General features: G+C 57.3%; 18 protein-coding genes. 11 read left to right on the top strand and 7 right to left on the bottom strand.

Features of this window, described 5'->3' with window-relative positions; genetic code table 11:
- The 4 genes from ABIC80_RS16720 (at position 1) to gntU (ending at position 3,803) form a co-directional block, all read left to right on the top strand.
- On the top strand, positions 1-696 hold the full coding sequence (locus ABIC80_RS16720; protein WP_023482050.1) for a pirin family protein: 696 nt from the start codon (positions 1-3) through the stop codon (positions 694-696).
- Positions 697-800: 104 nt separating this feature from the next.
- Positions 801-1,796 (top strand): gluconate operon transcriptional repressor GntR, encoded by a 996-nt coding sequence (gene gntR / locus ABIC80_RS16715; protein ID WP_042712859.1) that lies wholly within the window; start codon positions 801-803, stop codon positions 1,794-1,796.
- A gap of 136 nt (positions 1,797-1,932) precedes the next feature.
- Positions 1,933-2,466 (top strand): gluconokinase, encoded by a 534-nt coding sequence (gene gntK, locus ABIC80_RS16710; protein WP_054802636.1) that lies wholly within the window; start codon positions 1,933-1,935, stop codon positions 2,464-2,466.
- On the top strand, positions 2,463-3,803 hold the full coding sequence (gene gntU / locus ABIC80_RS16705) for a gluconate transporter (protein ID WP_367164805.1): 1,341 nt from the start codon (positions 2,463-2,465) through the stop codon (positions 3,801-3,803). The genes gntK and gntU overlap by 4 nt, the downstream gene beginning before the upstream one ends.
- Before the next feature lie 51 nt (positions 3,804-3,854).
- On the opposite strand, the gene glpD is transcribed toward gntU, so the two are convergent.
- Positions 3,855-5,360: a glycerol-3-phosphate dehydrogenase gene (gene glpD / locus ABIC80_RS16700; RefSeq protein WP_263753805.1), complete on the bottom strand. Its 1,506-nt coding sequence runs from the start codon at positions 5,358-5,360 to the stop codon at positions 3,855-3,857.
- A 188-nt stretch (positions 5,361-5,548) separates the two neighbouring features.
- Between glpD and glpE the strand changes: the two genes are divergently transcribed.
- The 3 genes from glpE to ABIC80_RS16685 are packed head-to-tail and all read left to right on the top strand — an operon-like array spanning position 5,549 to position 7,543.
- The gene (gene glpE, locus ABIC80_RS16695) at positions 5,549-5,878 is read left to right on the top strand and encodes a thiosulfate sulfurtransferase GlpE (protein WP_054802635.1); all 330 of its coding nucleotides are present in this window, start codon (positions 5,549-5,551) and stop codon (positions 5,876-5,878) included.
- 58 nt (positions 5,879-5,936) lie between these two features.
- Positions 5,937-6,767 (top strand): rhomboid family intramembrane serine protease GlpG, encoded by an 831-nt coding sequence (glpG, locus tag ABIC80_RS16690; RefSeq protein ID WP_200135364.1) that lies wholly within the window; start codon positions 5,937-5,939, stop codon positions 6,765-6,767.
- 17 nt (positions 6,768-6,784) lie between these two features.
- Complete coding sequence (locus ABIC80_RS16685) at positions 6,785-7,543, top strand: DeoR/GlpR family transcriptional regulator (RefSeq protein WP_023482097.1); 759 nt, start codon at positions 6,785-6,787, stop codon at positions 7,541-7,543.
- Between the two features lie 3 nt (positions 7,544-7,546).
- On the opposite strand, the gene malT is transcribed toward ABIC80_RS16685, so the two are convergent.
- On the bottom strand, positions 7,547-10,252 hold the full coding sequence (gene malT, locus ABIC80_RS16680; RefSeq protein WP_429177868.1) for an HTH-type transcriptional regulator MalT: 2,706 nt from the start codon (positions 10,250-10,252) through the stop codon (positions 7,547-7,549).
- 514 nt (positions 10,253-10,766) lie between these two features.
- On the opposite strand from malT, the gene malP reads away from it, so the two are divergent.
- Complete coding sequence (gene malP, locus ABIC80_RS16675) at positions 10,767-13,160, top strand: maltodextrin phosphorylase (RefSeq protein WP_429177867.1); 2,394 nt, start codon at positions 10,767-10,769, stop codon at positions 13,158-13,160.
- 9 nt (positions 13,161-13,169) lie between these two features.
- Complete coding sequence (malQ, locus tag ABIC80_RS16670) at positions 13,170-15,251, top strand: 4-alpha-glucanotransferase (protein ID WP_429177866.1); 2,082 nt, start codon at positions 13,170-13,172, stop codon at positions 15,249-15,251.
- A gap of 313 nt (positions 15,252-15,564) precedes the next feature.
- Here malQ and gntT read toward each other — a convergent pair whose 3' ends face one another.
- The 3 genes from gntT to gntX all read right to left on the bottom strand — a co-directional run bounded on the left by gntT (position 15,565) and on the right by gntX (position 18,742).
- Positions 15,565-16,881: a gluconate transporter gene (gene gntT / locus ABIC80_RS16665; protein WP_042712874.1), complete on the bottom strand. Its 1,317-nt coding sequence runs from the start codon at positions 16,879-16,881 to the stop codon at positions 15,565-15,567.
- 543 nt (positions 16,882-17,424) lie between these two features.
- The gene (gene nfuA / locus ABIC80_RS16660; RefSeq protein WP_023481993.1) at positions 17,425-18,000 is read right to left on the bottom strand and encodes a Fe-S biogenesis protein NfuA; all 576 of its coding nucleotides are present in this window, start codon (positions 17,998-18,000) and stop codon (positions 17,425-17,427) included.
- A gap of 58 nt (positions 18,001-18,058) precedes the next feature.
- Positions 18,059-18,742, bottom strand: coding sequence for a DNA utilization protein GntX (gene gntX / locus ABIC80_RS16655; protein ID WP_429177865.1), 684 nt, complete (start codon positions 18,740-18,742; stop codon positions 18,059-18,061).
- Between the two features lie 38 nt (positions 18,743-18,780).
- Here gntX and bioH point away from each other — a divergent pair, with 38 nt between their 5' ends.
- Positions 18,781-19,551, top strand: coding sequence for a pimeloyl-ACP methyl ester esterase BioH (gene bioH, locus ABIC80_RS16650; RefSeq protein ID WP_429177864.1), 771 nt, complete (start codon positions 18,781-18,783; stop codon positions 19,549-19,551).
- Positions 19,552-19,593: 42 nt separating this feature from the next.
- On the opposite strand, the gene envZ is transcribed toward bioH, so the two are convergent.
- Complete coding sequence (gene envZ, locus ABIC80_RS16645) at positions 19,594-20,946, bottom strand: two-component system sensor histidine kinase EnvZ (protein WP_054802631.1); 1,353 nt, start codon at positions 20,944-20,946, stop codon at positions 19,594-19,596.
- Positions 20,943-21,662 carry a two-component system response regulator OmpR gene (ompR, locus tag ABIC80_RS16640; RefSeq protein ID WP_006177890.1) on the bottom strand — a complete coding sequence of 240 codons (720 nt, stop codon included), beginning with the start codon at positions 21,660-21,662 and terminating at the stop codon, positions 20,943-20,945. The genes envZ and ompR overlap by 4 nt, the downstream gene beginning before the upstream one ends.
- A 217-nt stretch (positions 21,663-21,879) precedes the next feature.
- Here ompR and greB point away from each other — a divergent pair, with 217 nt between their 5' ends.
- Positions 21,880-22,353: a transcription elongation factor GreB gene (gene greB, locus ABIC80_RS16635; RefSeq protein WP_023482054.1), complete on the top strand. Its 474-nt coding sequence runs from the start codon at positions 21,880-21,882 to the stop codon at positions 22,351-22,353.
- Positions 22,354-22,362 lie beyond the last annotated feature (9 nt).

Raw genomic sequence — 22,362 nt, 5'->3', positions numbered from 1 at the left:
ATGATCTTCTTACGCAAAGCAAATGACCGCGGACACGCTAACCATGGCTGGCTGGACTCCTGGCACACCTTCTCGTTTGCTAACTATTACGATCCGAACTTCATGGGTTTTTCAGCGCTGCGCGTGATTAACGATGATGTTATCGATGCGGGGCAGGGCTTCGGGACCCATCCGCATAAAGATATGGAAATCCTGACTTATGTACTGGAAGGTGCGGTAGAGCATCAGGACAGCATGGGTAACAAAGAGCAGGTTCCGGCGGGCGAATTCCAGATCATGAGCGCCGGTACCGGGGTACGCCACTCTGAGTACAACCCGAGCAAAACCGATCGTCTGCGCCTGTATCAAATCTGGATCATTCCGGAAACTAACGGCATCGAGCCGCGCTACGAGCAGCGCCGCTTTGACGCTACGCAGGGCAAACAGCTGGTGCTTTCGCCGGATGCGCGCGACGGTTCGCTGAAAGTGCATCAGGATATGGAGCTTTACCGCTGGGCACTGCTGAAAGATGAGCAGTCTGTACATCAGATCGCCGCCGAACGCCGCGTCTGGATCCAGGTCGTAAAAGGTGAAGTCACCATTAATGGCACCAAAGCGACCACCAGTGATGGCCTCGCTATCTGGGATGAGCAGGCGATCTCAGTACATGCCGACAGCGATAGCGAAATCCTGCTCTTCGATCTGCCGCCGGTGTGATGTGGCGTAAATAAATCGCGCAATCCTGGGGTTTTTGACCGCAGGATTGCGCATTGTCCGTGATAAACTGCGCACCCCTCTCTTTTGCGTAAATTATCAGGGCGATGAAAAAGAAAAGACCCGTACTACAGGATGTGGCCGATCGCGTAGGCGTGACCAAAATGACGGTCAGCCGTTTTTTGCGTAACCCGGAACAGGTTTCCGTCGCTTTACGGGGCAAAATCGCCGCTGTCCTTGATGAACTGGGTTATATCCCCAACCGCGCACCCGATATTCTCTCCAACGCCACCAGCCGCGCCATTGGCGTGCTTCTCCCCTCTTTGACGAACCAGGTCTTCGCTGAAGTGCTTCGCGGCATTGAAAGCGTCACCGACGCGCACGGTTATCAAACCATGCTGGCGCACTATGGCTACAAAGCGGAAATGGAGGAGGAGCGGCTGGAGTCGATGCTCTCCTGGAACATCGATGGACTGATCCTCACCGAACGCACCCACACGCCGCGCACGCTGAAAATGATCGAAGTGGCGGGCATTCCGGTTGTGGAATTGATGGACAGCAAATCTCCATGCCTCGATATCGCCGTTGGCTTTGATAACTTTGAGGCCGCCAGGCAAATTACCGCCGCCATTCTTGCGCGCGGCCATCGTCGTGTTGCCTATCTCGGTGCACGTCTGGATGAACGTACTATCATCAAACAGAAGGGGTACGAGCAGGCGATGCTGGATGCGGGGCTGACGCCGTACAGTGTGATGGTGGAACAATCCTCCTCTTATACCGCCGGCATTGAGTTAATGCGCCAGGCGCGCCGCGAGTATCCGCAGCTTGATGGGATTTTCTGTACTAACGATGACCTTGCCGTCGGCGCCGCGTTTGAGTGCCAGCGTCTGGGGCTGAAGATCCCACAAGATATGGCGATTGCCGGGTTCCACGGGCATGACATTGGTCAGGTGATGGAGCCGCGTCTGGCAAGCGTGCTGACGCCGCGTGAGCGCATGGGGCGCATTGGTGCGGAACGGCTGCTGGCGCGTATCCGTGGTGAAGCAGTTACGCCAAAGATGTTAGATTTAGGTTTCACTTTGTCACCGGGTGGATCTATTTAGTCTGACAAATTTGAAGTAGCTCACACTTATTTATCTCTGACCGCTGTGGATATTGCTTCTCTGGGATCGCGACAGGACAATGTTACCGATAACAGTTACCCGTAACAATCACTCTTGCACCCGTGGGGGCTTCCCTTTGAGCACAACAAACCTTGATCACCATGTTTTCGTTCTGATGGGCGTTTCAGGCAGCGGCAAATCAGCGGTTGCCAGCGAAGTCGCGTATCAGCTTAAAGCCGCGTTTCTCGACGGCGACTTTCTCCATCCGCGGAGCAACATCAACAAGATGGCCTCCGGCGAGCCGCTGAACGACGATGACCGCAAACCGTGGTTGCAGGCGCTGAACGATGCCGCCTTCGCTATGCAGCGCACCAACAAAGTGTCGCTGATCGTCTGCTCGGCGCTGAAAAAGCACTACCGCGACCAGCTGCGCGCCGGTAATCCTAACCTCTCCTTTATCTACCTGAAGGGCGAATTCGATGTTATCGAAAGCCGCCTGAAAGCGCGTAAAGGCCACTTCTTCAAAACGCAGATGCTGGTCACCCAGTTCGAAACGCTGCAGGAGCCGGGCGAAGATGAACGCGATGTGCTGGTGGTGAACATTGACCAACCGCTTGATGGCGTGGTCGCCAGCACCATTGAAGTGATAACCAAAGGCCGTGAGCAGTGAGTACATTAACGCTGGTATTAACCGCCGTCGGTTCTGTTTTACTGCTGCTGTTTTTAGTGATGAAAGCGCGAATGCACGCCTTCGTTGCGCTGATGGTGGTGTCGATTGGTGCCGGGCTCTTCTCCGGTATGCCGCTAACGAAAATCGCGCAGACCATGGAAAAGGGGATGGGCGGTACGCTCGGGTTCCTCGCCATTGTGGTAGCGCTTGGCGCGATGTTCGGCAAAATCCTGCATGAGACCGGTGCGGTGGACCAAATCGCCGTCAAAATGCTTAACTCCTTCGGACACAGCCGCGCGCACTATGCGATTGGCCTCGCCGGGCTGATTTGCGCCCTGCCGCTCTTCTTCGAAGTGGCGATTGTCCTGCTGATAAGCGTTGCCTTCTCGATGGCGCGCCACACCGGCACTAACCTGGTCAAACTGGTGATCCCGCTGTTCGCAGGCGTTGCGGCAGCGGCGGCATTTCTGCTGCCGGGGCCTGCGCCGATGCTGCTCGCCTCGCAGATGCATGCAGATTTCGGCTGGATGATCCTGATTGGCCTCTGCGCTGCGATCCCGGGCATGCTGGTCGCCGGGCCGCTGTGGGGCAACTTTATTAGCCGCCACGTTGAATTGCATATTCCGGACGATGTTAGCGAGCCGCATCTCGGCGAAGGCAAAATGCCGTCGTTTGGCTTCAGCCTCGCGCTGATCCTGCTGCCGCTGGTGCTGGTGGGGATGAAAACCATCGCCGCGCGTTTCGTGGCTGAAGACAGCACGCTCTATCAATGGTTGGAGTTTATCGGTCACCCCTTCACCGCCATTCTGGTTGCCTGTCTGGTAGCGATTTACGGTCTGGCGGTGCGTCAGGGGATGGAAAAAGATCGGGTGATGGAGATTTGCGGCCAGGCGCTACAACCGGCGGGGATTATTCTGCTGGTGATTGGTGCGGGCGGCGTCTTCAAACAGGTGCTGGTCGATTCCGGCGTTGGCCCAGCGCTCGGTGAAGCGTTAACCGGCATGGGTCTACCGATTGCCCTGACCTGTTTCGTGCTGGCGGCGGCGGTGCGCATTATCCAGGGGTCCGCAACGGTCGCCTGTCTGACCGCAGTCGGTCTGGTAATGCCGGTTATTGAACAGCTGCACTTCAACGGCGCGCAGATGGCGGCACTCTCCATCTGTATCGCGGGCGGTTCGATTGTGGTGAGCCATGTGAATGATGCCGGTTTCTGGCTCTATGGCCGCTTTACTGGCGCGACAGAAGCGCAAACCCTGAAGACCTGGACAATGATGGAAACCATCCTCGGGACCACCGGTGCGATTATCGGGATGATCGCCTTTACGCTGCTGAGCTAAAGGCAAAAGAAAACCCGGTGGTTTCAGGCCACCGGGTTTTTATGTTAACGCTTAAGAAGCTAAAGAGAGTTCCGCTTTGTTATTGCGCGTTAGCCACTGCGCGACACGCGCCTGCTCCTCTTCACTCAGCCACATGCCAAGTTTCGTACGACGCCAGATGGCATCGTCAAGGCGACGTACCCATTCATGCTCGACCAGGTAACGCAGTTCGGCTTCATACAGCTCATGACCGAAGTGCTCGCCCATGCCATCAAGGCTGGTGATACCCGACAGAATCAGTTCACTGTTGCTACCGTAAGTACGGGCATAGTGGCGCGCCAGCGATTCGCTGATGAACGGGTATGTACGGCGCAGTTTCGCCGCATAATCCTCACGATCGCCGTTGATATCGCCGCCGGGCAAGACGCACTCTTTGGTCCACGCCGGACCGATGCCTTTGTAGTACGGCGTCAGTTTTTCCAGCGCATGCTCCGCCAGCTTACGGTAGGTGGTGAGTTTCCCGCCGAAGACCGACAGCAGCGGCGCTTTGCCGTTTTCATCATGAATATCGAGCGTGTAATCACGGGTGATCGCCTGCGGCGAATCGGATTCGTCATCACAGAGCGGGCGCACGCCGGAGTAGGTCCAGGCGATGTCGTCACGCGTCAGCTGTTTCTTAAAGTGATCGTTGTAGACATTGAGCAGGTAGTTGATCTCATCTTCGTCGATCTTCACGTTTTTCGGGTCGCCGTGGTACTCAACGTCGGTGGTACCGATAATAGAGAACTCATCCATCCACGGGATCACAAAGACAATACGTTTATCTTCGTTTTGCAGGATGTAGGCCTGCTTCTGCGCATGGGCGCGCGGCACCACGATGTGGCTGCCCTTGATCAGGCGAATGCCGTATGGCGAAGGCAGTTTCATGCCGTCATCAAAGAACTCTTTCACCCACGGGCCGGTGGCGTTGACCAGACCGCGCGCTTTCCAGCTAAATTTTTCGCCGGTATCGATATCTTCCGCTTCCACCACCCACAGGCCGTTTTCACGACGCGCACTGGTGGCGCGGGTACGGGTCATCACTTTCCCGCCTTTACGCTCAACCATCTGCGCATTCGCCAGCACCATGCGCGCATCATCGACCCAGCAGTCGGAATATTCGAATCCGCGCACGATTTCCGGTTTCAGCACCGATTCTGAGCCAAATCGCAACCCTTTCGACGCCGGCAGGCTGGTGCGTTTACCCAGGTGATCGTACATAAACAGACCAATACGAATCATCCATGCCGGGCGCAGGTGAGGGCGGTGCGGCAGGCGGAAACGCATCGGGAAGGCGATGTGCGGTGCCATTTTCAGCAGCACTTCACGTTCGGCAAGCGCTTCGCTCACCAGGCGGAATTCGTAGTGTTCAAGGTAGCGCAGGCCACCGTGAATCAATTTAGAGCTGTTGCTGGAGGTCGCGCAGGCGAGATCCTGAGCCTCAAGCATGAGCACGGATAAACCACGCCCTGCGGCGTCAACCGCGATACCGGCACCGTTAATGCCCCCGCCTATCACAATCAGATCTTTGGTTTCCATGCTATCCTCACGCACTTTCGTAAAAGCTCAAAAATGTTCGATATCGCTCATAATAGCAAAGGAACGCGCTTTTGGTAACATCAAAAAAACAATTTAGAGTGATATGCATAACATAATGGCGCATCACCGGGGTCACGACGTACACTTGTCGCAGCCTAGCCATAATTCGTGTCAATAAAGAGAACGCCATGGATCAGTTTGAATGTATTAATGTCGAAGAGACCCACCAGAAATTGCAGCAGCAACAGGCCGTGCTGGTCGATATCCGCGATCCGCAGAGTTTCGCGATGGGCCATACGCCGGGCGCGTTTCACCTCACCAACGACACGCTGGGCGCGTTTATGCGCGACAACGATTTCGACACGCCGGTGATGGTGATGTGCTATCACGGCAACAGCAGTAAAGGTGCCGCGCAATATCTGTTGCAGCAGGGCTATGAAGAGGTCTACAGCGTTGATGGTGGTTTCGATGCGTGGCATCGCCACTTCCCGGCAGAAGTCGAGCACGGCACGCTTTAGGCGAAGCGCGACTCTCCGCTATACTGTCTCTCTTTGTATGGACTAAGCGACGCCCGTCATGTTGATGATTACCTCTTTTGCTAACCCCCGCGTCGCCCAGGCGTTTGTCGACTATATGCAGACTCAGGGCGTTATCCTGACGATCCAGCACCATGAGCAGACCGACATCTGGCTGGCGGACGAAAGCCAGGCCGAACGCGTGCGCACAGAGCTGGCGCGCTTTCTGGAAAACCCTGCCGATCCGCGCTATCTGGCGGCAAGCTGGCAATCCGGCCAGACCGACAGCGGTTTGCACTACCGCCGTTTCCCTCTTTCAGCCGCCCTGCGCGAGCGCGGCGGACCGCTCACTATCGCCATCTCCGTGCTCTGCATTATCGTCTTCCTGCTGATGAACGTGATGGGTGATGAAGTCGTGATGGCGTGGCTCGCCTGGCCATGGGATGAGAGCCTGCGCTTTGAAGCCTGGCGCTACTTCACCCACGCGATCATGCACTTTTCGCTGCTGCACATCCTCTTTAACCTCTTCTGGTGGTGGTATCTTGGCGGCGCAGTGGAGAAGCGGCTCGGCAGCGGCAAGCTGGTAGTCATCACGCTGATAAGCGCGCTGTTGAGCGGTTTTGTGCAGCACCAGCTTACCGGCCCCTGGTTCGGCGGCCTCTCCGGGGTGGTCTATGCGCTGATCGGTTATGTCTGGCTGCGCGGCATACGCGACCCGCAACCGAAGGTAGCGCTGCCGAACGGCCTGTTTATCTTTACGGTGTTACTGATGGTGGCGGAATGGTTCGGCTTAACCGGCTTCGCCATTGCCAGCGGCGCGCATACGGCAGGGATTGTTATTGGCCTGGCGATGGCGCTGGTGGACTCGCAGAATGTGCGAAAACGAACATAATTATCCAGGGACACATGATGAAACAGACACAGCGTCACGACGCGATTATCGAGCTGGTTAAACAACAGGGATATGTCAGCACCGAAGAGCTGGTCGAACAGTTCTCCGTCAGCCCGCAGACAATTCGCCGCGATCTGAACGATCTGGCCGATCAGAACAAAATCTTGCGTCACCACGGCGGTGCGGCGCTGCCTTCCAGCTCTGAAAACACCTCGTGGCACGACAGGAAAACGACGCTGGCGGCGGAAAAAGAGCGTATTGCCCGCCGCGTGGCCGAGCAGATCCCCAATGGCGCGACGCTGTTTATCGATATCGGCACCACGCCGGAAGCGGTCGCCCATGCGCTGCTCGACCACAGCGAACTGCGGGTGGTCACCAACAACCTTAACGTCGCTAATACTTTGATGAAGAAGTCGGATTTCCGCGTCATTCTGGCGGGCGGCGAACTGCGTAGCCGCGACGGCGGTATTGTCGGCGAAGCGACTCTCGATTTTATCTCCCAGTTCCGCCTCGATTTCGGCATCCTGGGCATCAGCGGCATTGATGCAGACGGCTCGCTGCTGGAGTTTGACTACCATGAAGTGCGCACCAAGCGCGCGATCATTGAGAACTCGCGCCATGTGATGCTGGTGGTGGATCACTCGAAGTTTGGCCGTAATGCGATGGTGAATATGGGCAGCATCAGCCTTGTCGATGCGGTCTACACCGATGTGATGCCGCCCGCAGGCGTGATGCAGGTGATCAGCCACAACAATGTGCAGCTGGAACTCTGCTAGCCCTTATACCCCATAACCCATAATTTTCAGCAGCCGCTGGGCGTGCTGCACCGCATCCTGACGGTGGGCAACGCCCAGCTTCTGATAGAGGTTGCGGATATGGGTTTTGATGGTCGTCGCGGCGACAGCCAGTTCACCGGCGATCTGCTCGTTGCTGTATCCCGAATAGATAAGCCCCAGCACCTGCCATTCACGCTGGGTCAGCGGGCTGGTGCGGATCAGCTCCGGTACTTCCGGGTGCGTCAGTAAGCGCTCGACAAAGCTCTCATCAAAGTGGGCGAACTTATGCCGGTGATGCTGATTGATTTCGCGCAGAATGCGCTGGGCGCGGTGCTGATCCAGCTCCGGCAGCGTGTTGAGCTGAATGAGCTGGCGCAGCTGTTGCGCCATCGGTTCACCCTCAATCACAAAGTGGCTGATAAACCCGGTGCGGTTGGCGAGTTGCAACGCTTCAAGCAGCACGCGCTGGGCATCGTTTTTGCGCCCGGCGTGCCAGTAAAGCTGGTTGAGCAGCAGCAGGTTGCGGTTGATATCGCTCATCAGGCGCAGGCTGCGCGCGTTTTCGTTTAACTCCTCAAGCACCATCTCCGCCGGGTCAAAATCCCCCAGCAGGATCTGCGCACGGGCAATGTTGCGCCACTGGCTCTGCAGGAAGTGGTTATTGGCAAAGGCTGGTTTTGGCGTCTGGCGCAGCCACTGCGCGGCGGCGTTTTTATCGCCGGTCATTTGCCAGTAGATCATTCGCACTTTATCGGCGTTCGACACCCAGTCGCTGTGATACTGACCGTTGCCGAGCAGGTTCTCCAGCCGGTGCAGATGGCTGCGGGCGTTATCCAGATCGCCACGTGCCAGCGAGACCTGCACAATCAGCGCCAGGCACTGCAACTGCTGCTGCGGTTGCAGTGCAGAGAGCACCTCCATCCCCTGACGCGCGGCGGCTTCCGCTTCATCGAGCCGCGCCCACGCCCACAGAAGCTGGGCGCGAATGCGGAGTAAAAATTCATGCATCGGCAGCTGTTCAAGATGCTGCTCGCGGATAAGCGCGAAGGCTTTCTCCTGCATCTCCCACGCGGCCTGCAAAAAGCCCTGCGCGAAGAGGATTTCGCTCTGCTGGATCAGGCTCCACAGCGCGTAGTGCCAGACATCGTGACGGCGCGCCATCTGCTCGGTTTGCTGCATCACCGCCAGCGAATTGGCCAGCTCGCCTTTGCAGTGCAGCACTTCGCCATGCACCGACGTGGCGACAATCCGACTGTAGTAGTTAGCCAGCGGCAGTTCGTCGAGCGCCACCATCGCCAGCCGTTCTGCTTCCACCGGATCGCCATCGTTAATCGCCACCTGGGCGCGCAGGGCGTTGAAATCGCCATGCAGCGAGGCATCCATCTGGGTCGTCATCTCCTGCTCGGCGCGTGCCAGCAGGGTGTTCACTTCGCTATAGCGGTGCTGGCTTTGCATCAGCCACGCCTGCAGCAGCACCAGCCGCGGGTTCTCCAGCAGGCTCTCCCACGGCAGCGCTTTTAGCGACTCCTCCAGCAGGCTCAGCTCGCTGTGGTTAAACAGACCCCACGCGTGATTGAGCAGAATATCGCGCAGCATCACGCCGTCGCCCGCTGCCAGAGCATGGTGGATCGCTTCGCTCGGGAAACCTTGCGCCATCCAGCTCTCGGCTGCCGCGCGGTGAATATTAGGTAGCTCCGTCGCCAGCTCCCACTGGCAGCGCTGACGCAGAAAACTGCCGAACAGCGGGTGGTAGCTAAACCACTCGCCGGAGTCATCCATGCGCTGTAAAAAAAGCCCCTGACGCTCAATCTCCTCCAGCCGCATCTGCCCGTTCTCTTCGCCGGTGACGCGCACAATCAGCGCATCGTTCATCGAGCGCAGCAGAGCGCTTTTGAGCAGGAACTGGCGGGTGGCGGGATCGACATTATCGAGCACTTCATCGACCAGATAATCGGAGAGATGGCTGGCGTTAATGCCCGCGAGGCGGCGCGCGGAGTGATGCGGTGCGCTGTGGTTTTGCCGGGCGGAGAGGGCGATCAGCTGGAGCGCCGTGGCCCAGCCGGCAACGTCATCACAAAGCCGGCTGCTCTCAGCCGCTTCGATCGGCGCATTCAGGCGGCAGTCAAAAAACTGCTTCGCCTCCTGGTGAGTGAAGGCCAGCTGTTGGCTGCCCACTTCGAGCAGCTGTTCGCGCACGCGCAGGTTGGCAATCCCCAGCTGCGGCAGGTTACGCGAGAGCACAATCAGGGTCAGGTTTTCCGGCTGATGGCGCAGGAAGAAACGCATCGCATCGTGGATCACCGGGTTGGTAATCAGATGGTAATCATCAATCACCAGGTAGAGCGGGCGCTGCCATTCGGTCAGTTCAACAAACAGCTGTGAGAAGAGTGAAGGCAGGCTGGCGTACTGGCGTTTTTGCGCCATCACTTCGCTGCTGGCGCAATGCCCGCCGGTCGCTTGCTGCACTGCGGCGATAAAGTAGCTGGCGAAGCGCTCCTGCTGATTATCTCCCTCATCGAGCGAGAACCAGCCGACATCGCTTTTCCCCGCCGCCCATTGCGATACGAGGGTAGTTTTGCCGTAGCCCGCAGGGCTGGTTACCAGCGCAAGCCGATAATTGTTGGCGCCGGAAAGTTTCGCCAGCAGACGTTCGCGCACCACCGTATGGTCGAGTCGAACCGGGCGACTTAATTTGGACGGAATCAACATAGTTATCACTTCACTGTGAGGGAGAACTGAGATGCGATTTTTTTTGTGCTTCGTAATTAATCTCAATACGTTCGGACAGATGAGGAAATATTGCAAGTTATGTCCGGATCTGACGATTGTGAATTTGCACTATGTCACAGTTCTATTTATGGGCCGAATAAATTCAGCCCAGGCAGGGCGGGCGGCGGCGTAAAAACGGGCAAATTTTCCGTAGAAAAATAGGCCATATTAATGGGTCGCCTAAAAGCAACGTGCAATTAGCGAAACGGTAACCTCGCCGCGCATAAAATATTATTTCGCCGCGTTCTCTGTGCGCGTAAAACAATTTATTACCGAAACGGCATTTCATTATTGGCTCACCGTGCGATAAAAATTTTAGGTGGCGGCGATCACATTTTTTCGCTCATCCCCGCTACTCCTCCCTGTCTAATCCCCGCCAGGATGAGGAAGTGATTCCCGTAGATCTGCACACTAGCGCTAATGTCGATTATCTTCACATAGGACCCGGATTTTTATGACAAAGCCAACGTTTGATAAAGCGCAATTTGAAGCGGCCCTGACGCGCCAGTGGCAGCGTTTTGGGGTTCACTCTGCAACGGAAATGACAACTCGCCAGTGGTGGCATGCGGTGAGCGGCGCGCTGGCGGAACTGTTGGCGGCGCAGCCTGCGCCAAAAGCGGCGAAGGAGCAGCGCCACGTTAACTACATCTCGATGGAGTTTTTGATCGGTCGCCTGACGGGCAACAACCTGCTTAACCTCGGCTGGTATGAGGCGGTCGGCGACGTATTACAGGCGCACGATATCCACCTGACCGATCTGCTGGAAGAGGAGATCGATCCGGCGCTCGGTAACGGCGGGCTGGGGCGTCTGGCGGCCTGTTTCCTCGACTCAATGGCGACCGTCGGCCAGCCCGCCACAGGTTATGGCCTCAACTACCAGTACGGGCTGTTTCGCCAATCCTTTGTCGACGGCCAGCAGCATGAAGCACCGGATGACTGGCACCGCCGCAGCTACCCATGGTTCCGCCACAACGAACAGCTGGATGTGCAGGTCAACATTGGCGGCAAAGTGAGTAAAGAGGGGCAGTGGCAACCGGCCTTTACCCTCGTAGGCGAAGCCTGGGATCTGCCGGTGATTGGCTACCGCAACGGCATTACCCAGCCGCTACGTCTGTGGCAGGCAACTCACGCGCATCCGTTTAACCTCACCAAATTCAATGACGGCGACTTCCTGCGCGCGGAGCAGACGGGTATCGACGCTGAAAAGCTCACTAAAGTGCTCTACCCGAATGACAACCATCAGGCCGGTAAGAAGCTGCGTCTGATGCAGCAATATTTCCAGTGCGCCTGCTCGGTGGCAGATATTCTGCGTCGTCATCACCTGGCCGGACGCAAGCTGGCGCAACTGCCGGATTACGAAGTGATCCAACTGAATGACACCCACCCAACCATCGCCATTCCTGAACTGCTGCGCGTGCTGCTTGATGAGCATCAGCTGAGCTGGGATGACGCCTGGGCGATCACCAGCCGTACTTTTGCTTACACCAACCATACGCTGATGCCGGAAGCGCTGGAGCGCTGGGATGAGTCGCTGGTGAAAGCGCTGCTGCCGCGCCATATGCAGATCATCAAACGCATCAATGAGCGCTTTAAAGCGCAGGTTGAGCAGACCTGGCCGGGTAATAAAGCGGTGTGGGCAAAACTGGCGGTGGTGCATGACAAACAGGTGCGCATGGCCAACCTCTGCGTGGTCGGCGGCTTTGCCGTTAACGGCGTGGCGGCGCTGCACTCGGATCTGGTGGTGAAAGATCTCTTCCCGGAATACCACCAGCTGTGGCCGGGCAAATTCCATAACGTCACCAACGGCATTACGCCGCGCCGCTGGATCAAACAGTGCAACCCGCTGCTGGCCGCGCTGCTTGATAAGACGCTGAAAAAAGAGTGGGCCAACGATCTCGATCAATTAATCAATCTTGAGAAGTACGCCGACGATGCGGCGTTTCGCCAGCACTATCGCGACATTAAGCGGCAAAACAAAGTGCGGCTGGCGGAATTTGTTAAAGCGCGCACCGGTATTGTGATCAACCCTGAAGCAATTTTCGATATCCAGATCAAGCGCTTGCATGAGTACAAACGCCAGCACCTTGGCCTGCTGCATATCATTGCGCTCTATAAGGAGATCCGCGAAAACCCGCAGGCGAACCGCGTGCCGCGCGTCTTCCTGTTTGGTGCAAAAGCGGCGCCGGGTTACTACCTGGCGAAGAATATCATCTACGCTATCAACAAAGTGGCAGACGTAATTAACAACGATGCGTCGATTGGCGACCAGCTGAAAGTGGTGTTCCTGCCGGATTATTGCGTCTCGGCGGCGGAAAAACTGATCCCGGCGGCGGATGTCTCCGAGCAGATCTCAACCGCGGGCAAAGAGGCTTCCGGTACTGGCAACATGAAGCTGGCGCTCAACGGCGCATTAACGGTCGGCACACTGGATGGCGCTAACGTTGAAATTGCTGAGCAGGTGGGCGAAGAGAATATCTTCATCTTCGGTCACACCGTTGAGCAGGTGAAGGCGTTAAAAGCGAAAGGTTACGACCCGGTCAAGTGGCGTAAAAAAGATAAGCTGCTGGATGCGGTGCTGAAAGAGCTGGAGAGCGGAAAATATAGCGGCGGCGATAAGCATGCCTTCGACCAGATGCTGCACAGCATCTGCAAACAGGGCGGCGATCCCTACCTGGTGATGGCGGATTTCGCCGCCTATGTCGAGGCGCAAAAGCAGGTTGATGTGCTCTATCGCGACCAGGAGGCCTGGACGCGTGCGGCGATCCTCAATACCGCGCGCTGCGGCATGTTTAGCTCTGACCGCTCGATCCGCGATTACCAGACCCGCATCTGGCAGGCAAAACGTTAAGGAAGCGCAATGCAGAGTAAACGTCTGGAACAGGCCGCGCTGACGGCAGGAATCAGCCCAAATTACATCAATGCGCACGGTAAACCGCAGTCCATCAGTGCGCAGACCAAACAGCGGTTACTGGATGCGATGCACCCTGTCCCGGCGACGGTAAATGCTGCGCCTGTGCCAGCGGTACAGGTGTTTATTCACGGTAAAAAGAAGCGGCTGGTGGTCTCCGGCAAGGGGCAATACCAGTGGCAGCTGACGACCGAAGCGGGAAAAATCTACCAGGGCGAGATAAGCGGCGGTGACGATCTGCCGCTGCCGGGCGGCCTGGCGCTGGGCTACCACGCTCTGACGCTGACGCAGAAAAAGCAGCAGTGGACGTGCCGGGTGATTATCGCGCCCGCCCGCTGTTATGAGCCGCAGGCGCTGCGTGACGGTAAAAAATTATGGGGAGCCTGCGTGCAGCTCTACACGCTGCGCTCCGAAAACAACTGGGGGATCGGCGATTTCGGCGATCTGAAACAGATGCTCACAGGCGTCGGCGAGCGCGGCGGCGCGTTTATCGGGCTCAACCCGATTCATGCCCTCTATCCCGCTTACCCTGAGAGCGCCAGCCCTTACAGCCCGTCCTCTCGCCGCTGGCTGAACATTATCTATATCGACGTTAGCGCGGTAGAGGATTTTGCCCAGAGCAAAGCGGCGCTGGCGTGGTGGAAAAAAGCCGCCACCCAGAAGGCGCTGCGCGCTGCCCGCGAGAGCGAGTGGGTCGACTATTCGGCGGTCACTGCGCTCAAGCTGACGGCACTGCGCATGGCGTGGCAAGGCTTCAGCCAGCGCGGTGAGGAGGATGAGCAGTTCGCCGCCTTCCGCGCATTCGTGGAGCAGGAGGGGGACAGCCTCTACTGGCAGGCGGCGTTCGATGCGCTGCACGCGTTCCAGGTGCAGGAAGATCCGCTGCGCTGGGGCTGGCCAGCCTGGCCGCAGGGTTATCAATCCATCGACAGCCCGGAAGTTAAAGCCTTTTGCCAGCAGCATGCCGATGAGGTCAATTTCTACCTCTGGCTGCAGTGGCTGGCATTTACCCAGTTCGCTGAGTGCTGGCAAACCAGCCAGGGTTACCAGATGCCGATTGGCCTCTATCGCGACCTCGCGGTTGGCGTGGCGGAAGGCGGCGCAGAGACCTGGTGCGATCGTGAGCTTTACTGCCTGAAAGCCTCCGTTGGCGCACCGCCAGATATTCTCGGGCCGCTGGGGCAAAACTGGGGCTTACCGCCGATGGATCCGCACGTCATGCAGTCGCGTGGCTATGCGCCGTTTGTCGATCTGCTGCGCGCAAATATGAAAAATTGCGGCGCGTTGCGTATCGATCATGTGATGTCGATGCTGCGCCTGTGGTGGATCCCCTACGGCGAAACGGCGGATCAGGGGGCCTATGTTCACTATCCGGTTGACGATCTGCTGGCGATCCTCGCCCTTGAGAGTCACCGTCACCAGTGCATGGTGATTGGCGAAGATCTCGGTACTGTTCCGCAGGAGATCGTCGGCAAGCTGCGGCGCAGCGGCGTTTACTCCTACAAAGTGCTCTATTTCGAAAATGACGATAAGGTGTTCCATGCTCCCAAAGCGTGGCCGGCGCAGTCGATGGCGGTTGCCACCACCCACGATCTGCCGACCCTGCGCGGCTACTGGGAGAGCGGCGATTTAACCCTTGGCAAAACGCTGGGCCTCTATCCGGATGAGGAGCTGCTGAGCGGTTTATATGACGATCGTGAGCAGGCCAAACAGGGGCTGCTGACGGCGCTGCATCAGCACGGCTGCTTGCCGCAGCGCGCGGGGAAAAAGGCGTTACGCATGCCGATGTCGTCGATCCTCAATCGCGGTTTGCAGCGCTATATTGCGGACAGCAACAGCGCTCTGCTGGGGCTGCAACCGGAGGATTGGCTGGATATGTCGTCGCCGGTTAACGTGCCCGGTACCAGCGATCAGTATCAAAACTGGCGGCGTAAGCTCGCGGTTTCGCTGGAGGAGATGTTTGCCGATGAGACGGTGAACAGGCTGATTAAGGATCTCGATCGTCGCCGTAAGGCCGCCGGAAAACGGTAATAAAAATGCCCGGTCGCGTGATGCGCCGGGTATGTTGCCGGATGGCGGCTACGCCTTATCCGGCCTACGCCGTTTCAGTAACAGCGAACCTGTAGGCCGGATAAGCGCAAGCGCCATCCGGCACCTGGTTTCAGCAGCACCGAATCACCTTCGTAGGCCGGATAAGCGCAAGCGCCATCCGGCACGTGATTTCAGCAGCACCGAATCACCTTCGTAGGCCGGATAAGCGAAGCGCCATCCGGCAAGTGGTTTCAGCCACACCGAATCATATTCGTAGGCCGGATAAGCGAAGCGCCATCCGGCAATCCCTGCCTCAGACCACCATGCCTAACAGCAGGCAGCCCACCAGGCCACATACTGAAATAATGGTTTCCAGCGCGGACCACGAACGCATGGTTTCGCCGATGGTGAGGTTGAAATACTCCTTAAACAGCCAGAAACCCGGATCGTTAACGTGGGAAAAGATCACGCTCCCTGAGCCAACGGCAATCACCATCAGTTCCGGGCTAACACCGGTTGTGGCGATCAGCGGTGCCGCGATACCACCTGCGGTAATCGCCGCGACGGTCGCGGAGCCGAGCGCAATACGCAGCACAGCGGCAATCGACCAGGCCATAAACAGCGGAGAGAGGTTGGTGGCATGCATCATTGAGGCGATGTACTTATCCACGCCGCTGTCGACCAGCACCTGCTTAAACGCGCCGCCGCCGCCGATGATCAGCAGCATCATGGCGATGATTTTGATCGAGCTGGTCAGCGTGTCGTTGATATCGTCCATCGAACGGCCGCGATTGAGGCCAAAGGTGAAGACCGCAATCAGCACCGCAATCATTGTCGCCATCACCGGATCGCCGAAGAACTCAGCGTAGGGCAGCAGCGCGTGGCCTTTTGGCAGCACCATCTCCGCCACGGCGCGCAGCGCCATCAGGATCACCGGCACCAGCGATGTCCAGACGCTGACGCCAAAGCCCGGCATCTCTTCTTCACTAAAGGTTTTTGAGTTGTAGAGCCCTTCCGGGATCGGTTTATCGATATTTTTCAGGAAACGAGCGTAAACCGGGCCGGCGAGGATCACTGTCGGAATGCCGAGCAGCGTGCCGTAGAGCAGGGTTTTACCCATATCAGCATGGAAGATAGTGGCGATAGCGGTTGGGCCCGGGTGCGGCGGCAGGAAGCCGTGCGTCACGGAGAGCGCCGCTGCCATCGGCACGCCGACATAGAGCAGGGGAATGCGCGCGGAAGCCGCAACGGTAAAGACCAGCGGCAGCAGCAGTACAAAACCTACTTCGTAGAACAGGGCGAAACCGACGGTAAAACCGGTTAACACGATCGCCCACTGGATATGCTTGCGACCAAACTTTTCAATCAGCGTGGTGGCAATACGCTGCGCGCCGCCGCAGTCCGCCAGCAGCTTACCCAGCATGGCACCGAAGCCCATGATCAGCGCAAGACTACCCAGCGTTCCGCCAACACCAGCTTTGATCGATTTAATCACCGCATCCAGCGGCATGCCCTGCATCATCCCCACGGCAAGCGCGACGAGGATCAGAGCGATAAACCCGTTCATTTTGAAACGGATCATGAGTAACAGTAGGAGAGCAACACCGATAGCAACGATGACTAATGGCATGATTTACCTGGCCTTTAATTTGTTATGGGTAACGTCAGTGTTTTCGGGCAGCCGTTTTCAAAAGGTGAAATCGCGCTGCGGCACCGTTTCGGCTTACATCCATTGCTGAAAATTGTAGTCGGATGTTTTTTATCTTGTCGGTGCCGGTCGGGATGATACGGGTAACATCCCGATAAAGAGAATCACCCGGCGGATCAAAATGTAAGAAGTGAGAGCTTCGTCATACTAACAGCGGAGCAAAAGCGGGGGGTATTTGCCGGATGGCGGCTGCGCCTTATCCGGCCTACGGGGGGAGGAAAAAGCTACTGGGATGGAGTGGTTTGATTGCCGGATGGCGGCTGCGCCTTATCCGGCCTACGGGGCGGGGGAGCAGGCTTGTGGGTTGAAGCGGTTTGGTTGCCGGATGGCGGCTACGCCTTATCCTGCCTACGGGAATAGGTGGAGCAGCTTACCGGATAGAGGTTAACCCGTCAGGGCTTACATAAAGGAGTAGGCCCGGTAAGCGAAGCGCCACCGGGCAATATACTTAAAGCGCAGACAGGCTTAGTAGTAGGAGTGCTCGCCGCGCTGGTGCTCGGTGAGGTCGCGCACGCCGGCGAGTTCCGGGAACTCGTTCAGCAGCTGCTTCTCGATGCCTTCTTTCAGGGTTACGTCAACCATGGAACACCCGTTACAGCCGCCGCCAAACTGCAGAATGGCGTAGCCTTCATCGGTGATCTCCATCAGCGTAACGCGACCGCCGTGGCCTGCGAGCTGTGGGTTGATCTGCGATTGCAGTAAATACTCCACGCGCTCCATCAGCGGGGCGTCGTCGGAGACTTTACGCATTTTGGCGTTCGGAGCTTTCAGCGTCAGCTGAGAGCCCAACTGGTCGGTGACAAAATCGATTTCCGCATCTTCCAGATACGGCGCGCTCAGCTCATCGACATAGGCAACCAGTTGTTCAAATTTCAGCGCGGTATCTGTGGCTTCGACCGCATCCGGCGGACAGTAAGAGACACCACACTCTGCGTTTGGCGTGCCTGGGTTGATCACAAATACGCGGATTTGTGTCCCTTCTTCCTGATTCGCCAGCAGTTTGACAAAGTGCGCTTGGGCAGCGTCGGAAATACGGATCATAGCAATGGCCTAATAGTTGACTATTTTACTCGGTTATAATACGCCCATCATCGAGGGTCTACAAGGTTCGACACAGGCACCAGACCTGAACAGTGGCTGCGCCGCTGCGTAAAAGCAGCTGGCTGATCTCTGCGACCGTGCTGCCGGTAGTGACGACATCATCCACAACAACGATATGGAGACCCGCCACCGGCAATTCAAGACGGAAGGCATTTTTCACGTTCCTTTTACGTAGCCGTGCCGCTAACTGATGCTGAACCGGCGTCGCCCGCTGTCGCCTGAGCGCCGCACGCGGGTAAGGGCAGCGCAGCCAGCGCGAAAGGCTTCTGCACAGCAGATCGCTCTGGTTAAACCCTCTTCGCCACTGGCGACGGCCATGCAGCGGCACGCTCATCAGCATATCCGGCGGCGGCAGCGCATTGATGCGCCGCGCACTGTGTACCGTTAGCAGCAACAGGCGCGCCAGCGCGGGGGCCATCTCCGGGCGCGGATGGAATTTAAACTGATGCACCAGCAGGCTGAGCGGCGGCGCATAGCGGCTAACGGCAATCAGCCGCTGCCAGGGCGGCGCACGGCGTAAACAGCGCCCGCAGGGAAGCCGTTCGCAGGCGGCGGGTAAACCGCACAAAGGGCAAACTTTTTCGCGTCGTTGCAGGCTTCGCGTACAGCGCGAGCAGATGCCCCAGTGGCTGAGCATTAATGGCATCAGGCATAGCCAGCACAATCCCGGCACTGTTAGCATGTGGCACCTCCTTGTGTGAAAGAAGAGAACGATAACTGATGAGTGACATCTGGTGGCAAACCAAAGGCGAAGGAGATGCGCATCTTGTGCTGCTGCACGGCTGGGGACTGAATGCACAAGTATGGGATTGCATTACGGCGGAACTCAGCTCGCATTTTACGCTGCACCTGGTCGATCTACCGGGGTATGGCCGCAGCCGCGGTTTTGGCGCGCAGACCCTTGCGCAGATGGCACAGTGCGTTTTAGCCCACGCACCGGAAAAGGCGATATGGCTCGGCTGGAGCCTCGGTGGGCTGGTGGCAAGCCAGGTTGCGCTACAGGCACCGGAACGGGTGAGCGCGCTGGTTACCGTCGCCTCCTCGCCCTGTTTCAGCGCGCGTGACGCGTGGCCGGGAATTAAACCTGAAGTGCTGGCCGGTTTTCAGCACCAGCTTAGCGAGGATTTTCAGCGCACTGTTGAGCGCTTTCTGGCGCTGCAAACCATGGGCAGCGACACCGCGCGTCAGGATGCGCGCCTGCTGAAAAGCGCCGTCTTATCGCTGGATATGCCAACAACAGAGATGCTGAACGGCGGGCTGGAGATTTTGAAGACGGTCGATCTGCGCGAGGAATTACAGAACCTGTCGCTGCCGTTTTTGCGTCTGTATGGTCATCTTGATGGTCTGGTTCCGCGTAAGATTGTGCCGCTGCTCGATGAGATGTGGCCCGCAAGCGAGTCGATTATCTTCCCGAAAGCGGCGCATGCACCGTTTGTGTCGCACCCTCAAGCCTTTTGCGACGCGTTACTGGCGTTGAAAGCGAAGTTATAGAAGGGGAAAAGCGCTTTGCCTGCCGGGCAAAGCGCTACAGGTTTACACCTCTTTGAGCTGTCCGTTCTGGCGAACGACCGGGATCGGCAGCCAGGCGCGGATACAGAGCCCGCCGCGCTCGCTGGTGCCCAGCTCCAGCAGCCCGTTATGGTTATCAACAATACGCTGCACAATCGCCAGGCCTAAACCGGTGCCGCTGGTGCTGCGAGCGCTGTCGCCGCGTACAAACGGCTGGAAAAGGTGCTCGCGCTGCTCAGGCTGTATGCCCGGACCATCATCTTCCACCTGGAACCAGGCGCGGTTCAGCTCTGTGCCGCTGCTGACTTTGATCCAGCCATTGCCGTAGCGCGCTGCGTTGACCACCATATTGGCGACCGCGCGTTTAATCGAGAGCGGATGCATGCGCACGATGATTTCACCTTCTTGCAGACCGGTATCGATTTCACGTTCGTAGCCACTCTCCGCCGCAATCACTTCCCCGAGCACGGCGTTAAGATCCGCCGCTTCCATCGGCATCTCCTGGCCGGTGCGCAGGTAGTCGATAAACTGCTCGATAATCGCGTTGCACTCTTCGATATCTTTGTTGATGGATTCAGCCAGATAGCCATCCTCTTCACCCATCATCTCCGTCGCCAGACGAATACGCGTTAACGGCGTGCGCAGATCGTGGCTGACCCCTGCCATTAGCAGCGTGCGGTCATCCGCCAGCTGCTTGACGCCCGCTGCCATCTGGTTAAAGGCGCGGGTCACCGAGCGCACCTCCGATGCGCCATACTCCCGCAGCGGCGGCGGGATCTGCCCTTTCCCCACTTTCAGGGCGGCATGTTCAAGGTCAACAAGGGGTCGGTTTTGAATACGGATAAAGAGCCACGCGCCGCCGATAGCCAACAGCATAATCGCCAGCGTATAGCGAAATAGCGGGGAGAAATCGCCCTGATGAATTTCCGTGAGCGGTACGCGCACCCAAATATTGGGCGACAGCCAGGTTTTCAGCCACACCACCGGCGAGCTTTTGTTCACCTCAACGCGTACTTCAGTCGGGCCGCCGAGCTGCTGCGCCATCTGCTGGCTCAGAAACTCATAGTGCTGCGCCCAACGCAGGCCGGCATCTTCCGCCGCCTCGTTGGAGTAGAGAGAGATGCCTAATTCGCGATAGATCTCGCGGCGAAATGCCGGGGGCACCACCAGCTGCGTGCCATCCTCCAGCTGCAGTTTATCGGTCATCAGCATACGAACTTCGTAGGCGAGAACCTTATTGAACTGCTGAAGGCTTGGCAAAATGGCGAAATTCAGTACCACCAGGTACGTCGTCACCAGGCTGACGAACAGCAAAGTGACGATGAGCAGCAGCGTGCGGGCAAAGGAACTTCGCGGCGAGAAACGCACTCGCATCATGCTTTAGCGCCGTCCGGCACAAATACGTAGCCCAGGCCCCAGACGGTCTGAATATAACGCGGATGCGCCGGATCCTCTTCCACCATACGGCGCAGGCGGGAGATCTGCACATCGATGGAACGCTCCATCGCTGAGTATTCACGACCGCGCGCCAGGTTCATCAGCTTATCGCGCGACAGCGGCTCGCGCGGATGGCTGACCAGCGCTTTCAGCACCGCAAACTCACCGCTGGTTAGCGGCATCGGCTCATCTTCGCGGAACATTTCGCGGGTGCCGAGGTTCAGTTTGAACTTACCAAAGGCGATAACTGCTTCTTCCTGAGAGGGGGCACCCGGCAGTTCATTAGCCTGGCGGCGCAGCACCGCGCGGATACGTGCCAGCAGCTCACGCGGGTTGAAGGGTTTGGGAATATAGTCGTCGGCACCGATCTCCAGCCCGACAATGCGGTCAACCTCTTCGCCTTTTGCCGTCACCATAATGATCGGCATCGGGTTGCTCTGGCTGCGCAGACGGCGGCAGATAGAGAGACCATCTTCGCCCGGCAGCATCAGATCCAGCACCATCAGATGGAAGGATTCGCGGGTTAACAAACGATCCATTTGTTCCGCGTTAGCCACGCTACGAACCTGGAAGCCCTGCTCAGTAAGGTAACGCTCGAGCAATGCGCGCAGACGCATATCGTCATCCACGACCAGAATCTTATAATTCTCTTGCATTGTTTTTACTCCCAAAGGTTCCGACAATAATGTTTCCGTATTCTAAAAAAGTGCGCGTTAACGACCAGCGAAATCTGGTATACATTCTAGTCGAAATTGTTACAAAGCATATTTAACAGCAGCTTATATGCATATTGCATCACATAAAGCATGATTAATCCGCACCTTACCGCGTTCCGTTTGTAAAGTGCAGCGAAGACATAAATAAGGCCCATCAATGAAAACGCCCCTGATTACCCGTGAAGGTTACGACAAACTGAAGCAGGAACTCGATTTTCTCTGGCGTCAGGAGCGCCCGGAAGTGACAAAAAAGGTCACCTGGGCGGCAAGCCTCGGCGACCGCAGCGAAAACGCTGATTATCAATACAACAAAAAACGCCTGCGCGAAATCGATCGTCGCGTGCGCTACCTGACAAAATGCCTCGAAAATTTAAAAATCGTCGATTATTCGCCGCAACAGGAAGGAAAGGTCTTTTTTGGTGCCTGGGTGGAGATTGAAAACGACGATGGTGACACCCTGCGTTTTCGCATCGTCGGCTACGACGAAATTTTCGGCCGCAAAGATTACATCTCCATCGATTCGCCGATGGCCCGCGCACTGCTGAAAAAAGAGGTCGGCGATGTGGCGGTGGTGCAGACACCGGGTGGTGAAGCGACCTGGTACGTCAACGAGATTGTCTACGTGAAATAAGTGCCCGGA

It is taken from the genome of Kosakonia sp. 1610 (genome assembly GCF_050435845.1).
Taxonomy (GTDB): Bacteria; Pseudomonadota; Gammaproteobacteria; order Enterobacterales; family Enterobacteriaceae; genus Kosakonia; species Kosakonia cowanii.
This window is presented reverse-complemented; position numbering and strand designations above follow the sequence as displayed.

What these genes read in the sequence shown, in the direction of transcription:
- glpD (WP_263753805.1), bottom strand. Translation starts at nt 5,360, where the DNA reads ATGGAAACCAAAGATCTGATTGTGATAGGCGGGGGCATTAACGGTGCC.
- glpG (WP_200135364.1), top strand. Translation starts at nt 5,937, where the DNA reads ATGTTGATGATTACCTCTTTTGCTAACCCCCGCGTCGCCCAGGCGTTT.
- gntT (WP_042712874.1), bottom strand. Translation starts at nt 16,881, where the DNA reads ATGCCATTAGTCATCGTTGCTATCGGTGTTGCTCTCCTACTGTTACTC.
- gntX (WP_429177865.1), bottom strand. Translation starts at nt 18,742, where the DNA reads ATGCTAACAGTGCCGGGATTGTGCTGGCTATGCCTGATGCCATTAATG.
- ABIC80_RS16685 (WP_023482097.1), top strand. Translation starts at nt 6,785, where the DNA reads ATGAAACAGACACAGCGTCACGACGCGATTATCGAGCTGGTTAAACAA.
- greB (WP_023482054.1), top strand. Translation starts at nt 21,880, where the DNA reads ATGAAAACGCCCCTGATTACCCGTGAAGGTTACGACAAACTGAAGCAG.
- malT (WP_429177868.1), bottom strand. Translation starts at nt 10,252, where the DNA reads ATGTTGATTCCGTCCAAATTAAGTCGCCCGGTTCGACTCGACCATACG.
- envZ (WP_054802631.1), bottom strand. Translation starts at nt 20,946, where the DNA reads ATGATGCGAGTGCGTTTCTCGCCGCGAAGTTCCTTTGCCCGCACGCTG.
- ompR (WP_006177890.1), bottom strand. Translation starts at nt 21,662, where the DNA reads ATGCAAGAGAATTATAAGATTCTGGTCGTGGATGACGATATGCGTCTG.
- gntR (WP_042712859.1), top strand. Translation starts at nt 801, where the DNA reads ATGAAAAAGAAAAGACCCGTACTACAGGATGTGGCCGATCGCGTAGGC.
- nfuA (WP_023481993.1), bottom strand. Translation starts at nt 18,000, where the DNA reads ATGATCCGTATTTCCGACGCTGCCCAAGCGCACTTTGTCAAACTGCTG.
- malP (WP_429177867.1), top strand. Translation starts at nt 10,767, where the DNA reads ATGACAAAGCCAACGTTTGATAAAGCGCAATTTGAAGCGGCCCTGACG.
- malQ (WP_429177866.1), top strand. Translation starts at nt 13,170, where the DNA reads ATGCAGAGTAAACGTCTGGAACAGGCCGCGCTGACGGCAGGAATCAGC.
- ABIC80_RS16720 (WP_023482050.1), top strand. Translation starts at nt 1, where the DNA reads ATGATCTTCTTACGCAAAGCAAATGACCGCGGACACGCTAACCATGGC.
- bioH (WP_429177864.1), top strand. Translation starts at nt 18,781, where the DNA reads ATGAGTGACATCTGGTGGCAAACCAAAGGCGAAGGAGATGCGCATCTT.
- glpE (WP_054802635.1), top strand. Translation starts at nt 5,549, where the DNA reads ATGGATCAGTTTGAATGTATTAATGTCGAAGAGACCCACCAGAAATTG.